Below are 17,054 nucleotides of genomic sequence, written 5' to 3' on the forward strand. Positions count from 1 at the left end.
TGAGGTTTATTGGGTATATAATCATTAATGGCCTAATATCAGAACATGCGAATCCTTTTGAAATTCTTTTGTTTTTGATAATGTCGCCCCATATCTTATTACAAAATGATAGATCACTAGCAGGAAACCTCTCATCAATACTTTCTTCAACTACACCAAGATATTCTTCCAGGTGACTATATTCTTTAATGAAGTCGATCGCATGAGATGATAAATCAGCCCCAGAAGTAAAACTTAGCTTCCTAAGCTTACTGAAGCCGATACGGTAGTACCATGATGATGAATCCCGTATATTATCAATAATGGAACAGCATCTTTCTAAAGTTTTAGAGTCCCAATTATCCAATTTACGCCACCTCTCATTCTCTAATATTTAGTGGTTATGTCAGCCCGTAGAGTTGTCCAGGTATTCGGGAGTTACCCTAGGCATAGCCTATTCTTTATTCGTCCACACAAGTCTACTGCGGTCCAATGGCACTGTCTATATATCCAGTTACGCCCGTTGCCCAAATGTAGCCTGCACAACATTCCCACCCCGCTCCAGGCTCTCCATATAGTCGGCATACCACTGAAGCATCTCCCGGCGACCATCCAGGTATTGAGCATGGTTGTACGTTCCCCGGATACTGTTCTTATCGACGTGGGCCAGTTGGGTTTCAATCCAGGCGGTGTTATAGCCCTGTTCGTGCAGGATGGTACTCATGGTGTGGCGGAAGCCGTGGCCCGTTACACGCCCAGCGTACCCAATGCGGCGAACCAGCACATTCATAGCCATTTCGCTTATTGGCTTGCTGTGGTGAATTCTGCCTGGGAACACATAGCTGTAATGGCCGGTTAGCGGTTTTAGCTGCTCCAGAATACTAATAGCCTGGTCGGATAGTGGCACGCAATGAGGGCGGCGTTTCTTCATGCGTTCAGGCGGCACTTCCCAGAGCCTGTTATCAAAATCAAACTCTGACCATTCAGCTTTACGCAGTTCTCCCGGCCTTGTTCCGGTGATGATAAGCAAGCGCATAGCCAACTTGACGATCAGACTGCCGGTGTATGTGTTAAAAGTGCGGAAAAAGTCGGGCAGCTCGGCCACTGACAAGAAGGCATAGTGTTCTTTTTTATGCGGTGAGAACGCACTGGCGAGATCCGGAGCTGGGTTATATTCAGCCCTGCCAGTGACGATGGCGTATTTCCATACCTCCCCACACCGCTGACGCACCTTGCGCAATTTCTCCGTTGCGCCGCGCTCATCCAGTTTTGAAAGCGTCCCCATAAGCTCCATTGGCTTTATCTCGGCAATTGGCCGATGGCCGATGTATGGGAAAACATCGCTCTCAAACGTTTTCATCATCTCTTCTGCGTAGGACTCAGACCAGCGATCGCGACGCTTGTCGTACCATTCCCGCGCTATCCCCTCGAAGGTATTGCCACTTACATCTTGCCGATCTCGTTTCTGCTGCTTCCTGGCTTCGCTGGGATTAATGCCCGATGCCACCAGCTTTTTAGCCTCATCGCGCTTTTGTCTTGCGTCGGTTAGTGAAACTGTGGGGTATGTGCCAAGGGAAAGCATTTTTGGTTTGCCGTCGAAGCGGTAGCGAAAGCGCCAGCCTTTGGAACCGTTCGGCTCAATGAGTATAGAAAGCCCACCGCCATCACTGAGTGTATAGGGCTTGTCTTGCGGCTTAGAGCGCCGTAACTCAAGGTCTGTGAGGGGCATTGTGTATAGCTCCGAGGTAAATCAAACGTCCTATACTCATTACTATACACATGGATGTATAGATTTGGGTAGATGTGTGTAGACGTTGAGATAATGAGCTTTTACCGAGAGGCTTGTGATTACTGGGTTTAGTGGGCTTTGGTAGACGTTGGGAGAAGTGTGTTTGGAGCGGGTGAAGGGAATCGAACCCTCGTATGCAGCTTGGGAAGCTGCCGTTCTACCATTGAACTACACCCGCTTAGGTGTGCGACTGGCATTATAACCGGTTATACGCGCCGGGCAAGCGAAGATCACGCGTAACTGCCGATGTTTTAAGCGGTTAGTAACAACCGGCTCGCTTCAGGCGAAAAAAAACCGGCACAGTCGCCTGCACCGGTTTAATCACTTACCGCAGAACGTTACTTGCTCGGGCGCATGGCCGGGAACAGGATCACGTCACGGATGGTGTGGCTGTTGGTCAACAGCATCACCATACGGTCGATACCGATGCCCAGGCCCGCAGTTGGTGGCAGACCATGCTCCAACGCAGTGACGTAGTCTTCATCGTAGAACATCGCTTCGTCGTCACCGGCATCTTTCGCGTTAACCTGATCGGCAAAACGCTGCGCCTGGTCTTCTGCGTCGTTCAGCTCCGAGAAGCCGTTACCGATTTCACGCCCGCCGATAAAGAATTCGAAACGGTCGGTGATTTCCGGGTTCTCGTCGTTACGACGTGCCAGCGGAGAAACCTCTGCCGGGTATTCGGTAATGAAAGTAGGTTGGATCAGATGGCTTTCCGCTGTCTCTTCGAAGATCTCGGTAACCACACGGCCCAGGCCCCAGCTCTTCTCAACCTTGATACCAATGGATTCGGCAATCGCGACCGCGCTAGCCATCTCGTTCAGATCGTCGAGGTTGGTTTCTGGGCGGTATTTCTTGATCGCTTCACGCATGGTCAGCTTTTCAAACGGCTTGCCGAAGTCGAATACTTCATCGCCATAAGGCACCTTGGCGTCACCCAGCACGTCCTGAGCCAGCGTACGGAACAGCGACTCGGTCAGTTCGATCAGGTCTTTATAATCCGCGTACGCCATATAGAGTTCCATCATGGTGAACTCTGGGTTATGACGCGGGGAAACGCCTTCGTTACGGAAGTTACGGTTGATTTCGAACACGCGCTCGAAGCCCCCCACCACCAGACGCTTCAGATACAGCTCTGGCGCGATACGCAGGTACATATCGATGTCTAGCGCATTGTGGTGCGTAACGAACGGACGAGCAGACGCACCGCCAGGGATCACCTGCATCATCGGGGTTTCGACTTCCATAAAGCCTCTGCCCACCATGAAGTTACGGATCGCTGCCATCACCTGAGAACGGATCTTGAAGGTGTTGCGCGATTCTTCGTTGGCGATCAGATCCAGATAACGCTGGCGATAACGGGTTTCCTGGTCGGCCAGGCCGTGGAACTTGTCTGGTAACGGACGCAGTGCTTTGGTCAGCAGGCGCAGTTCGGTGCAGTGAATAGACAGCTCGCCGGTCTTGGTTCTGAACAGCTTACCGCGTGCGCCGAGGATATCGCCCAAGTCCCACTTCTTGAACTGCTCGTTGTAAACACCTTCCGCCAGATCGTCGCGTGCGACGTAGAGCTGAATGCGCCCGCCCATGTCTTGCAGCGTCACGAAGGAGGCTTTACCCATGATACGGCGGGTCATCATACGGCCAGCCACGGTCACTTCGATACCCAGTGATTCCAGTTCTTCGTTTTCTTTGCTGCCGTATTCGGCATGCAACTGGTCGGAAGTGGTATCGCGACGGAAGTCGTTCGGGAACGCAATGCCGTTCTCGCGCAGCGCGGCCAGTTTTTCACGGCGTGACTGCAGCTCGTTGTTGAGATCCAACGCCTGTTCGGCGCCTTGTGCTTGTTGCTCAGACATTTCTGTTCCTCATAACCCGGCTTTCAAACTTGCCTCAATGAATTTATCCAGGTCGCCATCCAGTACGGCCTGCGTGTTACGCGTTTCTACGTTGGTGCGCAAATCCTTGATGCGGGAATCATCCAGCACGTAAGAACGGATCTGGCTGCCCCAGCCGATATCGGACTTGTTGTCTTCCAGCATTTGCTTGTCAGCATTTTTCTTTTGCATCTCGTATTCATAAAGCTTGGCGCGCAGCTGTTTGAATGCCTGATCCTTGTTCTTATGCTGAGAGCGGTCGTTCTGGCACTGCACCACAATGTTGGTTGGCAGGTGGGTAATACGCACCGCCGACTCGGTTTTGTTTACGTGCTGACCACCGGCACCGGAGGCGCGGTAAACGTCAATGCGCAGATCCGCCGGGTTGATGTCGATATCGATATCGTCATCCACTTCCGGATAGATAAATACGGAGCTGAAAGAGGTATGGCGGCGACCGCCGGAGTCGAATGGGCTCTTGCGTACCAGGCGATGCACGCCGGTTTCAGTACGTAACCAGCCAAACGCGTAGTCGCCGATAATCTTGATGGTGGCCGATTTCAGGCCCGCGACGTCGCCGTCGGACTCTTCAATCACTTCAGTTTTGAAACCTTTAGATTCCGCCCAACGCAGGTACATGCGCAGCAGCATGCTGGCCCAGTCCTGCGCTTCGGTGCCGCCGGAGCCGGCCTGGATATCCAGGTAGCAGTCCGCGCTGTCGTATTCACCAGAGAACATACGACGGAATTCTAGCTGTTCCAGCTTGGCGCTCAGTTGATCGAGCTCAACCACTGTCTCATTAAAGGTGTCTTCGTCTTCCGCCTCGACAGCCAGTTCCAGCAGGCCCGTGACGTCTTCACAGCCCTGTTCCAACTGATCGATGGTTTCGACAATGGCTTCCAGCGCCGAGCGCTCTTTGCCTAGTGCCTGTGCACGTTCAGGTTCGTTCCAAACGTCCGGCTGTTCCAGCTCGGCGTTAACTTCTTCTAAGCGTTCTTTCTTGGCATCATAGTCAAAGATACCCCCTGAGAACGGCTGTCCGCTCGGACACATCCTGAATGCGGTTTTTTACCGGATTAATTTCAAACATGATTTTTTGCGTTCTTACGTTGATGTCGTCGATGGCGAAATGCCATTGGAACCGGTAATTCTAGCGGATCCAGCGGCCAGTTTATAGCGAGTTGGTTAGTTTTTGTGGGGATGAGTGATTAGGGGGCCGCAGGTTAATGCTTTCCCCTCACCGCAGCCCTCTCCCACAGGGAGAGGGAGTTGTCCGGCGTCATGGATTAGCCTGTGCTGCTTCGGGAGGGGCTGGTAGATTAACGCGGCCAGAGGTGTTGGATTAGCAACTGCACATTACGGTTGCCACGGAACTCGTTGACGTCCAGCTTGTACGCCAGTTCCACTTCTTTGATGCTGCTGTCCGGCCACTGCGTGGTGTCAACGTTAAAGGCGATGCCATCCAACAACGGGCCGCCGCCGAGCGGCTCGATCATCAGCTTCAGGTGTTTCTCACCCACCAACCGCTGTTGCAGGATGCGGAACTTGCCGTCAAAGGTAGGTTCTGGAAACGCCTGCCCCCACGGCCCGCCCTCACGCAGCAGTTCTGCGGTGGTCAGGGTCAGCTCTTGCATCATCAGCTCGCCGTCAGACCAGATCACCCCTTCCAGCATCGCCGGATCGAGCCATTCGCCCACCAGGTCGCCGAAGCGTTGGCGGAACTCGTCAAACTTGGCCTCTTCCAGCGACAGGCCCGCCGCCATAGCATGGCCGCCGAACTTCATCATCAGCCCTGGGTTCAGGGTATCGAGCCGTTCGAGCGCATCACGCATGTGCAACCCGGCCACCGAACGGCCGGAGCCTTTCAGGATGCCATCACCCGCCGGGGCAAAAGCGATCACCGGGCGATGAAAACGCTCTTTGATACGCGAAGCCAGAATGCCCACCACGCCCTGATGCCACTCAGGGTGGTACATCGCCAACCCATAAGGCAGTTCGGTGGTAGTACGCTCCAACTGATCGCACAGCTCCAGCGCTTCCACCTGCATACCCTGCTCAATCTCACGCCGGGTCTGGTTGAGGGCATCGAGATCGTTGGCCAGCATGCGCGCCTGGGCAATATCGTCGCTCAATAGCATGGCAACGCCGATCGACATATCGTCCAATCGCCCTGCCGCGTTCAGCCGTGGCCCAAGGGCAAAACCAAGATCGCTGGCAGCCAATTGCCGTGCATCGCGGTTAGCCACTTCCAGCAAGGCACGAATACCTGGCCGACATTTGCCAGCCCGGATACGGTTCAGCCCCTGATACACCAGAATACGGTTGTTGGCATCCAGCGGAACCACGTCCGCCACCGTGCCCAACGCCACCAGATCCAACAGTTCGGCCAGGTTTGGCATGGCCAACCCGCGTTGTTCGAACCAGCCGGTATCACGCAGCTTGGCACGTAGCGCCAGCATCAGATAGAAGGCAACGCCCACACCGGCCAGGGATTTGGAAGGAAAATCGCAGTCACGCAGGTTCGGGTTAACGATCGCTTCCGCTGCGGGCAGGGTTTCCCCCGGCAGGTGGTGATCGGTAACCAGCACCTGCATCCCCAAGCCATGCGCAACATCCACGCCAGCATGAGAGGAAATGCCGTTATCAACCGTGAGGATCAGTTCGGCACCGCGTACCGCCACCTGCTCCACCACTTCCGGGCTCAGGCCATAGCCATCTTCAAAACGGTTGGGCACCAGATAATCGACAGAACGACAGCCCATGCTACGCAGGGCCAGCACCGTCAGCGCCGTACTGGTGGCTCCATCGGCGTCAAAGTCACCCACCACCATAATACGGCGGCCGTCGGCCAACGCCTGCTGCAATATCTCTACTGCGACATCGATACCGCTCAGTTGCTGCCAAGGCAGCATGCCCTTGACGCTTCGTTCCAGCTCCTGCTCGCCCTGCACCCCACGCAACGCATATAAGCGGCGCAGCAGCGGCGGCAGGCTGACGGGTAAATGGCTGGCATCTGCCGCCTCACGGCGGCGTAATTGGGTTTTGATACTCACCGTAACTTATTTCTTGGCTGCGGAGGCTGCATGCGCATCCAACATCGCGGCCATCTCTTTCGGCCCCTGATAGCCAGGAATGAGCGAACCATTTTTCAGCACGATGGCTGGCGTGCCGCCAATACCGAACTGGACGCCCAGCGCGTAATGCTGGCTGATATCGGTTTTGCAGGTTGCCGGAGATACTGCGTCGCCCTTCATGGCGGCATCGAAGGCTTTAGCCCGATCTGCGCTACACCAGATAGAACGCATGTCTTTCTCTGCCTGAGACTCCAGCCCCTGACGCGGGAACGCCAGATAGCGTACGGTGATCCCCAGATCGTTGTACTCTTTCATCTGCTCGTGCAGCTTGTGGCAATAGCCGCAGGTGATATCGGTAAACACGGTGATCACGTGTTTCTCTTGCGCCGCTTTGTAAACGATCATCTGATCTTTCAGCGCTTCCAGACGGGTCATCAACAGTTGATTGGTCACGTTGATCGGCTCACTGCCGCTGACGTCATACAGTGGCCCCTGCAACACATGTTTGCCATCTTCCGTCACGTACAGCGTGCCGCCTTCGGTCAGCACGGTTTTCAAACCGGCAACCGGTGAGTCTTGCACGTCGGCCTGCTTGATGCCCAGGCTACCGAGCGCTTTGTGAATGGCTGCATCATCAGCATGGGCCGTGCCGGTAACCGAAGCCACCAGCAGGGAGAGCAGCATTAAACCTTTTTTCATTCTTCCAATCCTTTCGATCCCTACACGTCAGGCGCGCGGGTGATGCTGTTGATGTAGCTGTTTCAATCTTTCAGTCGCTACATGGGTATAAATTTGTGTGGTTGAGAGGTCGCTATGCCCCAATAACATCTGTACGACACGAAGATCGGCCCCATGGTTCAGTAAATGGGTGGCGAAAGCGTGGCGCAGCACATGCGGAGACAGTCGTTCACTGTCGATACCGGCTAGGATCGCATAGTGTTTAATCCGATGCCAGAAAGTCTGTCGGGTCATTTGCTGACTACGGTTGCTGGGAAACAGCACGTCCAGCGTCTGGCCGTTCAACATCCACGGCCTGCCATGTTCCAGATAATTTTCGATCCAGTACACCGCTTCTTCCCCCAGCGGCACCAGGCGCTCTTTGTTACCTTTACCGATCACTCGCACCACACCCTGGCGCAGACTGACATCGCTGATGGTCAACCCTACCAGTTCCGACACGCGCAAACCGGTGGCATACAACACTTCCAGCATCGCCTTATCGCGCAACTCCAACGGCTGATCGACACAGGGAGCTTGTAACAAAGCCTCCACCTGCGCTTCGCTCAGATCCTTGGGGAGCCGCTGCGGTAATTTGGGCGAGGCTAATAGCGCGGTGGGATCATCCGCCCGCATTTTTTCACGGTTGAGATATTGGAACAGACGGCGCATTGCGCTCAACAACCGGGCTGAACTGGTCGCTTTATATCCGCCCTCCACCCGCTCGGCGAGAAAGGCCTGTAGATCCAGCGCTTCGGCCTGTAACAGGTTGCGATTGTTGGGGGCCAGCCAGCCGGCCAATGCCTGCAAATCGAGCCGATAAGAGGCCAGCGTATTCTCTGCCAGATTGCGTTCGAGCCACAACGCATCCAGGAATTGCTCAATCAGCGCACTATCTTGCTGTTGCACGTGGTCCTCTCTTGGTTGCGTTTTTAGCACAGGCATTATGCCTTAAGGTATACTCGTTGCAATTCTCTAGACGGCATTATAAACGGTTTAAACATGAAGATTGGTCTGTTTTACGGCTCCAGCACCTGCTACACCGAGATGGCAGCAGAAAAAATCCGTGAGATCCTGGGTGAAGACCTGGTTGACCTGCACAACCTGAAAGACGTTTCCCCCAAGCTGATGGAAGACTACTCCATCCTGATCCTGGGTATTCCAACCTGGGATTTCGGTGAGCTGCAAGAGGATTGGGAAGCGATCTGGCCACAGCTGACCGAGCTGGATCTGCAAGGCAAGATCGTCGCCATGTACGGGATGGGCGATCAGTTGGGTTATGGCGAATGGTTCCTGGATGCGCTGGGGATGTTACACGACCAGCTAGCCCCACGGGGCGTACAGTTTATCGGTTTCTGGCCGATTGACGGTTTTGAATTCACCAGCCCCAAACCACTCAGCGCCGACGGCAAACACTTTGTTGGCCTGGCGCTGGATGAGGTGAATCAGTACGATCTGAGCGAAGAGCGTCTGCAACAGTGGTGTGAACAGATCCTGCTGGAAATGGAACCTCTGCTTTAACAACGGGCGCAGCATGCAGCGCCCCTACGTCATGAACGCCGAGCTGAATCTGTAGGGGTCGAACATGTTCGACCCTGAGTAACTAATGCAAGCTTCAGCAGTGACTCAACTGAGTTTTTACTTCCATAGCCTAAAGCGGCTCTCACCATTGCTGGCTGGTGCCTCAGCGGTTTCTAGCTCAGCAGTGTTGCCTTTCAAACGAGCCGGGTCGGCCACCTGATACCAGTCCAGCTTACGTGTCAGCAACATGATCCCCGCCAGAATGCCGAACAGCAGCACCGAACCCAATACCAGCGCGTTATCTTCCGACTGCAACAGCATATACAGGATGCCATACAGCAGTAACAGACTGGCGGCGAACAGCATGCCACGCTTGATCCCACGCAGCACCGCACTGAGGTAGAAGGCAATCAGCCCACTACAGGCCACGCTCGCCAGCAAATACGCCACGTCGAACCCCAGATGTTCCGAGAAGGCCAGCAGGATCAGATAGAACAATACCAGCGCAGCTCCCACCAGCAGATATTGGATCGGGTGCACCCGCAGCCCGGTCAGGGTTTCGAACAGGAAGAACGCCATAAACGTCAGCCCCAGGAACAGTACCGCATACTTCACCGCTCGTTCGGTCAGTTGGTAGTGATCGACCGGCTCAATCAGGCTGGTGGTGAAGGTCGGCAGCTTTTCCTCTTCCATGATGCCATTGTCATACATAAAGGCGCTGTTGATGTTGTTGGCAAACCAGGTGCTGCGCCAGCGGGCAGAGAAGCCTCTATCAGTCACCTTGCGCTCATCCGGCAGGAAGTTGCCGAGGAAGTTCGGGTGCGGCCAGTTGCTTTGCAATAACAGCTCGGAGCTGCGCCCCACCGGCACCAGAGACAAGCTGCTGGTCCCCGCCAGGTTCAGCGTAAAATCGGCTGTGAGCCCTTCTTTCTGCAACGAGGCCAAGGCCAGCGGGGCGTGGATCCCCTGGGAAAGCCCGTTTACCAAGGTACCTGGCTCAAACTTGGCTTGCTGTTGAATGCCGTTGAGGGCTGAAATGCTTTTGATGCCACGGGAGTCGCTCAATGACACAACCAGGAAAGGCTGACCGACAGTGATGTTGCTGTGTTGCAGATCGTCCAGATCGGGTTGGGCGAATTTCACCTGAAAATCCAACGGCCCCTGATAAACCTGGGTCTGATAGATACCCAGTTTGCGGACTTCAACGTTAGGTTTGCCATTCACCACCAGGGATTCCGGCAATACGAAGCGTTGATAGCGGTTGATCTCTATCGAGATTTCGCCCTTTTCGTTCTTCTTCTCTTCGCGCAAGGTGTACGGGATCACGATCAGCGGCCCCAGTATGCGCTGTGCACGGCTCGTGCTCTCGCTCACTTGTCCCACCACGCTCTGGCGATAGCCACTGCGTTCCTGTACCACATCCATTAACTGGCCCACCGGGATCATCATCAGGATCATCAATCCCAGCAGGGTGGTTATTTTCCAAAACAGTACCGATTTAAACATCGTCGCAGACTCCTTGTAGGTAATGTCGCTACGATAGAGCCGGCAAGTGAAATCAGAATGTGGTTGTGTGAAGGGAAGGTGAAGTGTGGGCAATAAATGGCATTCAGAGCGGTAAAGTGAAGATTGCCTGCGCACCGGTGGGGTGATTGTTTTGCAAACGGATGGTGCCACGATGCAGGCGCGCCACTTCCTGCACGAAGTTCAGGCCCAGGCCGCTGCTCTTGGGTTTATCTTCCCGGGCCAGCGAATAGAAGCGCTCAAACACCTTGTCCAGCGCATAGTCAGGGATGCCGCTACCGGTATCACAAATCGTGATCTGGTAATGATGTTCCGACCGTTCGCTGTCGATACTCACCGTACCGTCCGCCGGGGTGAAATCCAGGGCGTTATCCAGCAGGTTGCTCAACGCCTGCCCTAGTAAGAAGGCATCGCCGACCAATGTTGCCTCCGCCAGTTCACCCAACTTGATCGTCACGCCACGCTGTGCCGCCTGAGCTTCTTTACCCGCGACGATCTGTCGCAGCAACGGCACTAACGCCACCGGAGCCAATTCCAATCCGGGCCGACTTTCCAACTGCGCCTGAACCAGCAGCTTGTCGACCAATTGCTGGATGCGCGCGCTCTGCTGTTCGATATTGGTTAAAAAGCGTTTGGCCGTCGCCGGAGGAGGTGACTCCTGAAGGAGCTCCGCTGCACCACGGATCGCCGCCAGTGGGCTTTTCAATTCGTGAGTCAGAGTATGCACATACTGTTCAATATAGGCTTTGCCTTCCAGCTTCATGCGCATGCTTTCCAGCGCTTGCGCCAGTTGGGTCAGTTCAACGCTGCCCATACGTGGCAAGGGTACCGCCTCGCCGTGCGCTACCCCGTCGGCATAACGTACCAGGCGATTGATCGAGCGGTTAATCCACCAGACAAACCCCAGGCCGATCGCCAGCGCAATCCCCAGCAGCACCGCACCCGCCAACAGAATACGCCGCTCGCTGCGGCGGATCACCGGAGCCATCGAGCTGTTGGGTTTGCCAACGCTCAACACGCCGATAATCTGCCCTTGCTCAATCACCGGAGCGGCCACGTACATCACCGAACTGCTCTCATCATCGGCAATCGTCCGGGTGCTGCGCGCACCGTACTGGCCACGTAATGTCAGATAGACATCGTTCCAGCGGGAGTAATCCTGCCCTAACGCCTGGCCCGATGAATCAAAAATCACCTTGCCGCGGCCATCGGTAACATAGACGCGATATTCGTTCCTATCTTTACGGATCCCGGCAATATTGGCCCCGATTGGCCGTTGATTAAGCTGGGCAATGGCTTGCGCCAATTGGCCTTTGGCTGCATCCCCGTGTCTCATATCCAGCCGCGCCACCTGTGCCAACAGGTTGGCGGTATCCACCAGCGTACCTTCGGTGGCACGCCGTACGCCAGGTTTCACCTCTTGTACAAAGATGCTCAACACGAAATAGCCCGCCACTGCCACAATCAGGAAATAGCCTAGCAGCAGGCGCAGGCCAATCCTCATGGCTGGCGGCTCACGCTGTAGCCTAAGCCACGATGGGTATGGATCGGTGGTTCCACGGCGTCGATCGCCCGCAGTTTGGCACGTAGCGTTTTGATATGGGTATCGACGGTGCGGTCCAGGCTCTCTTCAGCTTGGGCCCAAACGATGTCCATCAATTGCTGGCGGGAGAACACCCGGCCAGGTGCCTGTAACAGCGTTTTCAACAGCAGGAATTCATAGCGGGTCAGCAACAGCGGCTGCTGGTGATAACAGATCGTGGCCCCCTCTTCATCCAGGCTAAAGGCACCAAAGTGATACAGGGTTGGCTGCTGCAAGCGCTGCTGTTTGTGTAGACGCCGCAGGATGGTGCGCACGCGGGCGCTCACCTCGCGTGGGGAGAAGGGTTTGGCAACATAATCATCGGCACCGATTTCCAGCCCGATCAGGCGATCGAGTTCGCCGCTGCGGGCGGTAAGAAACAGGATCGGTAAATCCGCCGCCTGCGCCAGCAGACGACGGCAAAGTTCAAAACCGTTGATATCGGGCAGGCCGACGTCGAGGATCACCAACGCCGGTAAACCCTGTTGCAAAGCCTGCAAAGCAGGCTCGCCACGTTCAAACCAACGCACCTGAAAGCCTTCGCTTTCCAGGGTATAAATCAGCGTATCCGCAATGCTGGGTTCGTCCTCTACCAGCCAAAGCAGCGGTTTCATTGTTGATCCTCGTCGGTAGCGGGTTGCACAAACAGCAGCCGCTGACGCAGTTGGCGCCAATCCGCTTTGCTCATGGCATCCGAAGCCAACCACAGCCGCTGGCGTTTTTTACCGTTGATCTGCTGTAGCGACAGAATAATACCGAACCCCGGCATCCAGGGTTTTTTCACCATCAGCCATTCCTGGCCATGCCACTCAATCCGGCGTTCAGCCAGCAACCGCAGTTCTCCCTGCCTGGATGCAATACGCTTTTGGCTGCGAATGCACTCAAACACCACCAACGTCAACAGCACCAGCCATATCAAACCGTAGCCTTCCGGCCACGGGGCGATCAGGATCAGCAAGATCAGCAGGCCGTGGGTCAGCAGCGAGACTAACTGGGTACGCCAGGAAACGCGGACATCACATCGCCACTGGGCCACGGGCTTTATTTCGCGTTTGGATCAGGGATACCATTCTCTGCAGATCTTGATCCTGCGGAGTACCATGATTCATCAGCCAGTTGAACAAATCGGGGTCGTCACTTTCGAGCAAGCGGATGAATACGGCCTTGTCTGCATCACTCAGCGTATCGTATTCATGTTCGAAAAACGGCATGATCGAGATATCCAGCTCGCGCATGCCGCGACGGCAGGCCCAGTGAATACGTGCTTTATTGTTAATATCCATGTTGTTATGACTAACCTCTTTTCGGCATGGCTTGCCATGCTGTTGGGCAACCGACACTTGGTATGGCAACACGCGTGCAATTTAATTCCATCAGCCAACGATTTGGGTAACATTGGGTATCGTTGGCCGTAAGTGCCTAGAGTAACAATTTGACATACTCGCCGGGAAGGGCGTTCACTCAACAAAGCGTAAAATGTCAAAAAAAGCGCTGCCTGGTAATAACTGTTTGCAAAGCCAGCCACCTCTTTTACCATGGTAGCAACCCCAACAGGTATGCTAAACATGCAGCAGGAACCGATTATGGCGTTCAATATTCCTTTTCCATCCCGTCAACCTTCCGCCTCTTCCCATCTGCCACTGACGCTGATCTCACTGGAAGATTGGGCCTTGGTGCGGCTGAACGGGCCAGACACGGTGAAATATCTTCAAGGCCAGGTGACGGCCGACATCGATAAGCTGGCGGCCGATCAACACGTGCTGTGCGGCCATTGCGATGCCAAAGGCAAGATGTGGAGCAACCTGCGTTTATTCCACCACGGTGAAGGCTTTGCCTATCTTGAGCGCCGCAGCGTGCTGGATAGTCAACTGGCTGAAATAAAGAAATACGCGGTGTTCTCCAAGATCACCATCGCGGCAGACGGCGATGCTGTGCTGCTGGGCCTCGCCGGTCAGCAGGCACGTGCCGCATTGGCGCAGGTGTTCGCTACCCTGCCAGATGCGGAACACCAAGTGGTGCAAGACGGCGACACGACCTTGCTGCACTTTGCCCTGCCAGCGGAACGTTTTATGCTGATCGTTTCGGCAGAAACCGCCGCCCAACTCGCCGCCAAGCTGGATGGGCAGGCAGAGCTGAACGACAGCCGCCAATGGCTGGCGCTGGATATCGAGGCCGGTTATCCGGTAATTGATGCCCCAAACAGTGCGCAGCTGATCCCGCAGGCCACCAATCTGCAAGCGCTGGCAGGCATTAGCTTCAGTAAAGGCTGCTACACCGGGCAGGAAATGGTGGCTCGCGCCAAGTTCCGGGGAGCCAACAAGCGCGCCCTGTATTGGCTGGAAGGTACCGCCAGCCAAGTTCCACAGGCCGGTGACGATTTGGAGTTGAAGCTGGGTGACAACTGGCGCCGTACCGGCACCGTGCTGGCGGCAAGCGCACTGGCTGACGGAACGCTGTGGGTACAGGTGGTAATGAATAACGATCTGGAAGCGGATAGCGTGCTGCGTGTACGTGATGATGCCACCAGCCAGTTGGTTATCAAACCTCTGCCTTACTCACTGGCAGAAGAGAAGTAATCTTTTTAGCCGCAGGCATCGCGCCTGCGGCCAGACAACGAGTTAGTCGTCCAATTCCCCATCACGCGGCACCAGATAGATCAGCACCAGCAAAATGGTGACAAAGAAGCGGAAAGCATCGGGCACTCCGTTCCACTGTTTTGACATCCACATGCCAAACCACTCACCGCCGACGGACATAAAGGCAACCTGCCAGGTAAGGAAGCCCAAAGTCAAACCCGCGATAGCCAACGTCTTGGCACGATTAAACCGCACCGCAGGCAATTTCAGGCCACACAGCAGGCGTATCCCACCGATCCAGCACAACACCGCAGTCAGGGTTTCCAGGGCAATAATGCCGACATACCCCACCTGATGCAGCCAAGGCGACTGGATCGCACGGTAGGTGATAGTGGCATCAGGGAATATCGTATCCATCAGAAAAACATGACGTACAAAAGCGAAGTTGGTGCCGTAATCAGTGATATTGCCAAAGGCCACCAGTGAGGCAAAGAGTGCGATAGCGCAGACCAGCAGCGCTTTGGATAGACGAACGATCATAGTAATGAGTCCTGGGTAAGGTTAAAGGCACCGGGAGGTGCAATCTACCCCATGGATCTCAAGATGCAGGTCAGGTAGCAAGCTCAGCCACCCCCTGCGGCTTGAAAGCCAGGGATATGGCGGGCTCAGAAATAATCAGGCTTGCTGGATACCCGAAAGAAACAAGCGCCTCTTTTTTAACTCAAAAGAAACGATTTAGCAATATATCAACAACAAAATGAGCGGGTTAGACGTAAAGGTAGATCGCCATAAAGTGACACACGCTGCCACCGAGCACAAAGCCGTGCCAGATCGCATGGCCAAAGCGGAAACGCTTCGACGCGTAGAAAATCACCCCTAGCGTATACACCACGCCGCCCACCGCCAGCAACGTTACCCCTCCGACCTCCAAGCGCATCGCCAGTTGATAGATAACTATCAGCGATAACCAACCCATAGTCAGGTAAGTCACCAGCGACAACACCTCAAAACGGTGCGCGAACGCCAGTTTGAAGATCACCCCGAACAGCGCCAGCCCCCAGATCACCGCCATCAGCCCTCTCGCCAACGGTGAGTCTAACCCCACCAACAGAAACGGCGTATAGGTCCCGGCGATCAATAAGTAGATGGCGCAGTGGTCAAATTTTTTCAGCCAGTGTTTGGCTCTCTGATGCGGAATGGCGTGATACAGCGTGGAAGCCAGGAACAGCAGGATCATGCTGCCGCCATACAGGCTGTAGCTGGTAATGGCCGTTACCCCAGCGCCGGCGTTTACCGCCTGGACCAACAACAACACCAAACCGACAATGCCAAACACCAATCCGATGCCGTGGCTGATACTGTTGGCAATTTCCTCTGCCCATGGATAAGCCGTGACTGGCAACTCGTCGGCCCCGGTTTTCACTTCATCCGTTCTTCCCATAACTCGCAACCTCTCAAAACTAACGCATATTGTGCGAAATAACCGCAGATGAGAGTAGCTGAGAATGATTCCAGTGTACACGTGTACGCTAAAATAAAACTGTGTACGCTTGTAACACCGCGCTAACATCGAAATCCCCGGCTCACTGGGCTACAATCGACAAGCTTTGCACCCTAAGGATTTCAGTTAGCTTGAAAGACAACGGGTATTCCCATCATTCACCTCGAGGTTCGTCTCATGTCATCCGCTGTACCCGCCTTAGACTTTGGCTCCATGACTCAAGTTATCCAGTTCTTGATGGAAATCGATAAACTGAAAAGCGTTCAGCGCCGTACCAAGGTGTTGGGCACCCAGCGTCAGGAAAACTCGGCCGAGCACAGTTGGCACTTTGCCATTGCGGCTCTAAGCCTGGCCCCTTATGCCGGTGATGCGGTAGATATTCAGCGCGTGATCCAGATGGCTCTGCTGCACGACATCGTCGAGATCGATGCAGGCGATGTCTTTGTCTACGATCTGGCGGCCCGTGCGGCGATCCACGATCAGGAAGTGGCCGCAGCCAAACGCCTGTTCGGTCTGTTGCCGGAACCTCAGCGTGGGTTGTTCACCGCGTTGTGGCAGGAGTATGAAGATGGTGAAAGCGCCGATGCCCGCTTTGCGCTGGTGTTGGATCGCAGTATGCCGATGCTGATGAACCTGCATAATGAAGGCCAGAGCTGGGTAGAAAATAACGTTAGCCTGGAGCAGGTGTTAAATCGCAACGCGATGATTGCCGATATCCACCCAGAACTGTGGAAGCACCTGGAGCAGCACTTGCGGGATGCACAGCGCAAAGGCTGGCTGAAGTAATGCCCTCACCCTAACCCTCTCCCACAAGGAGAGGGAACCGATTGAGCTGCAATTTTACTCCCGCAATTGGCCCTGACACGGGCGCAGCATGCAGCGCCCCTACGCAGTTCCACATTAGCTGCCAACGACGC

17 protein-coding genes and 1 tRNA gene are annotated in these 17,054 nt (G+C 54.9%); 3 read left to right on the plus strand and 15 right to left on the minus strand.

Features of this window, described 5'->3' with window-relative positions:
* The 8 genes from U869_RS32635 to xerD form a co-directional block, all read right to left on the minus strand.
* Positions 1-346, minus strand: a 346-nt coding sequence (locus tag U869_RS32635; protein ID WP_232785395.1) for a hypothetical protein, incomplete at its 3' end; no start/stop codon positions are given.
* Between the two features lie 147 nt (positions 347-493).
* On the minus strand, positions 494-1,708 hold the full coding sequence (locus U869_RS0123675; RefSeq protein ID WP_025122070.1) for an integrase arm-type DNA-binding domain-containing protein: 1,215 nt from the start codon (positions 1,706-1,708) through the stop codon (positions 494-496).
* A gap of 164 nt (positions 1,709-1,872) precedes the next feature.
* Positions 1,873-1,946, minus strand: a tRNA-Gly gene (locus U869_RS0123680).
* 160 nt (positions 1,947-2,106) lie between these two features.
* Complete coding sequence (gene lysS, locus U869_RS0123685) at positions 2,107-3,624, minus strand: lysine--tRNA ligase (RefSeq protein ID WP_025122071.1); 1,518 nt, start codon at positions 3,622-3,624, stop codon at positions 2,107-2,109.
* A gap of 9 nt (positions 3,625-3,633) precedes the next feature.
* Positions 3,634-4,732, minus strand: a protein-coding gene (gene prfB, locus U869_RS0123690) for a peptide chain release factor 2 (RefSeq protein WP_115650730.1) whose coding sequence is annotated in 2 segments (ribosomal slippage) — positions 3,634-4,656 and positions 4,658-4,732 — 1,098 coding nt in all. Because the reading frame shifts where the segments join, the coding sequence is not laid out codon by codon here.
* Positions 4,733-4,961: 229 nt separating this feature from the next.
* Positions 4,962-6,695, minus strand: a complete 1,734-nt coding sequence (recJ, locus tag U869_RS0123695) for a single-stranded-DNA-specific exonuclease RecJ (RefSeq protein WP_025122073.1) — start codon at positions 6,693-6,695, stop codon at positions 4,962-4,964.
* A gap of 6 nt (positions 6,696-6,701) precedes the next feature.
* Positions 6,702-7,415, minus strand: coding sequence for a bifunctional protein-disulfide isomerase/oxidoreductase DsbC (gene dsbC, locus U869_RS0123700; RefSeq protein ID WP_025122074.1), 714 nt, complete (start codon positions 7,413-7,415; stop codon positions 6,702-6,704).
* Positions 7,416-7,442: 27 nt separating this feature from the next.
* The gene (gene xerD / locus U869_RS0123705; RefSeq protein WP_025122075.1) at positions 7,443-8,342 is read right to left on the minus strand and encodes a site-specific tyrosine recombinase XerD; all 900 of its coding nucleotides are present in this window, start codon (positions 8,340-8,342) and stop codon (positions 7,443-7,445) included.
* Between the two features lie 93 nt (positions 8,343-8,435).
* Here xerD and fldB point away from each other — a divergent pair, with 93 nt between their 5' ends.
* On the plus strand, positions 8,436-8,954 hold the full coding sequence (fldB, locus tag U869_RS0123710) for a flavodoxin FldB (RefSeq protein WP_025122076.1): 519 nt from the start codon (positions 8,436-8,438) through the stop codon (positions 8,952-8,954).
* Positions 8,955-9,071: 117 nt separating this feature from the next.
* On the opposite strand, the gene creD is transcribed toward fldB, so the two are convergent.
* From creD to sdhE, 5 genes are all read right to left on the minus strand, one after another.
* The gene (creD, locus tag U869_RS0123715; protein WP_025122077.1) at positions 9,072-10,460 is read right to left on the minus strand and encodes a cell envelope integrity protein CreD; all 1,389 of its coding nucleotides are present in this window, start codon (positions 10,458-10,460) and stop codon (positions 9,072-9,074) included.
* A 103-nt stretch (positions 10,461-10,563) separates the two neighbouring features.
* Positions 10,564-11,982, minus strand: a complete 1,419-nt coding sequence (gene creC, locus U869_RS0123720) for a two-component system sensor histidine kinase CreC (RefSeq protein WP_025122078.1) — start codon at positions 11,980-11,982, stop codon at positions 10,564-10,566.
* Positions 11,979-12,674: a two-component system response regulator CreB gene (gene creB / locus U869_RS0123725; RefSeq protein WP_025122079.1), complete on the minus strand. Its 696-nt coding sequence runs from the start codon at positions 12,672-12,674 to the stop codon at positions 11,979-11,981. The genes creC and creB overlap by 4 nt, the downstream gene beginning before the upstream one ends.
* A complete protein-coding gene (locus U869_RS0123730; RefSeq protein WP_025122080.1) occupies positions 12,671-13,096 on the minus strand; it encodes a protein YgfX in 426 nt (141 codons plus the stop codon). Before U869_RS0123730 ends, creB begins: the two co-directional genes overlap by 4 nt.
* Positions 13,077-13,343 carry an FAD assembly factor SdhE gene (gene sdhE, locus U869_RS0123735; RefSeq protein ID WP_025122081.1) on the minus strand — a complete coding sequence of 89 codons (267 nt, stop codon included), beginning with the start codon at positions 13,341-13,343 and terminating at the stop codon, positions 13,077-13,079. Before sdhE ends, U869_RS0123730 begins: the two co-directional genes overlap by 20 nt.
* A gap of 300 nt (positions 13,344-13,643) precedes the next feature.
* On the opposite strand from sdhE, the gene ygfZ reads away from it, so the two are divergent.
* On the plus strand, positions 13,644-14,636 hold the full coding sequence (ygfZ, locus tag U869_RS0123740) for a tRNA-modifying protein YgfZ (RefSeq protein WP_025122082.1): 993 nt from the start codon (positions 13,644-13,646) through the stop codon (positions 14,634-14,636).
* Positions 14,637-14,678: 42 nt separating this feature from the next.
* Here ygfZ and U869_RS0123745 read toward each other — a convergent pair whose 3' ends face one another.
* Positions 14,679-15,176 (minus strand): DUF2165 family protein, encoded by a 498-nt coding sequence (locus tag U869_RS0123745; RefSeq protein ID WP_025122083.1) that lies wholly within the window; start codon positions 15,174-15,176, stop codon positions 14,679-14,681.
* Between the two features lie 226 nt (positions 15,177-15,402).
* Positions 15,403-16,077, minus strand: a complete 675-nt coding sequence (locus U869_RS0123750; protein ID WP_025122084.1) for a hemolysin III family protein — start codon at positions 16,075-16,077, stop codon at positions 15,403-15,405.
* 237 nt (positions 16,078-16,314) lie between these two features.
* On the opposite strand from U869_RS0123750, the gene U869_RS0123755 reads away from it, so the two are divergent.
* Positions 16,315-16,923 (plus strand): HD family hydrolase, encoded by a 609-nt coding sequence (locus tag U869_RS0123755; RefSeq protein ID WP_025122085.1) that lies wholly within the window; start codon positions 16,315-16,317, stop codon positions 16,921-16,923.
* The last annotated feature ends 131 nt before the right edge of the window (positions 16,924-17,054 follow it).

This window comes from Serratia sp. H1w, assembly GCF_000633355.1.
Taxonomy (GTDB): Bacteria; Pseudomonadota; Gammaproteobacteria; order Enterobacterales; family Enterobacteriaceae; genus Chania.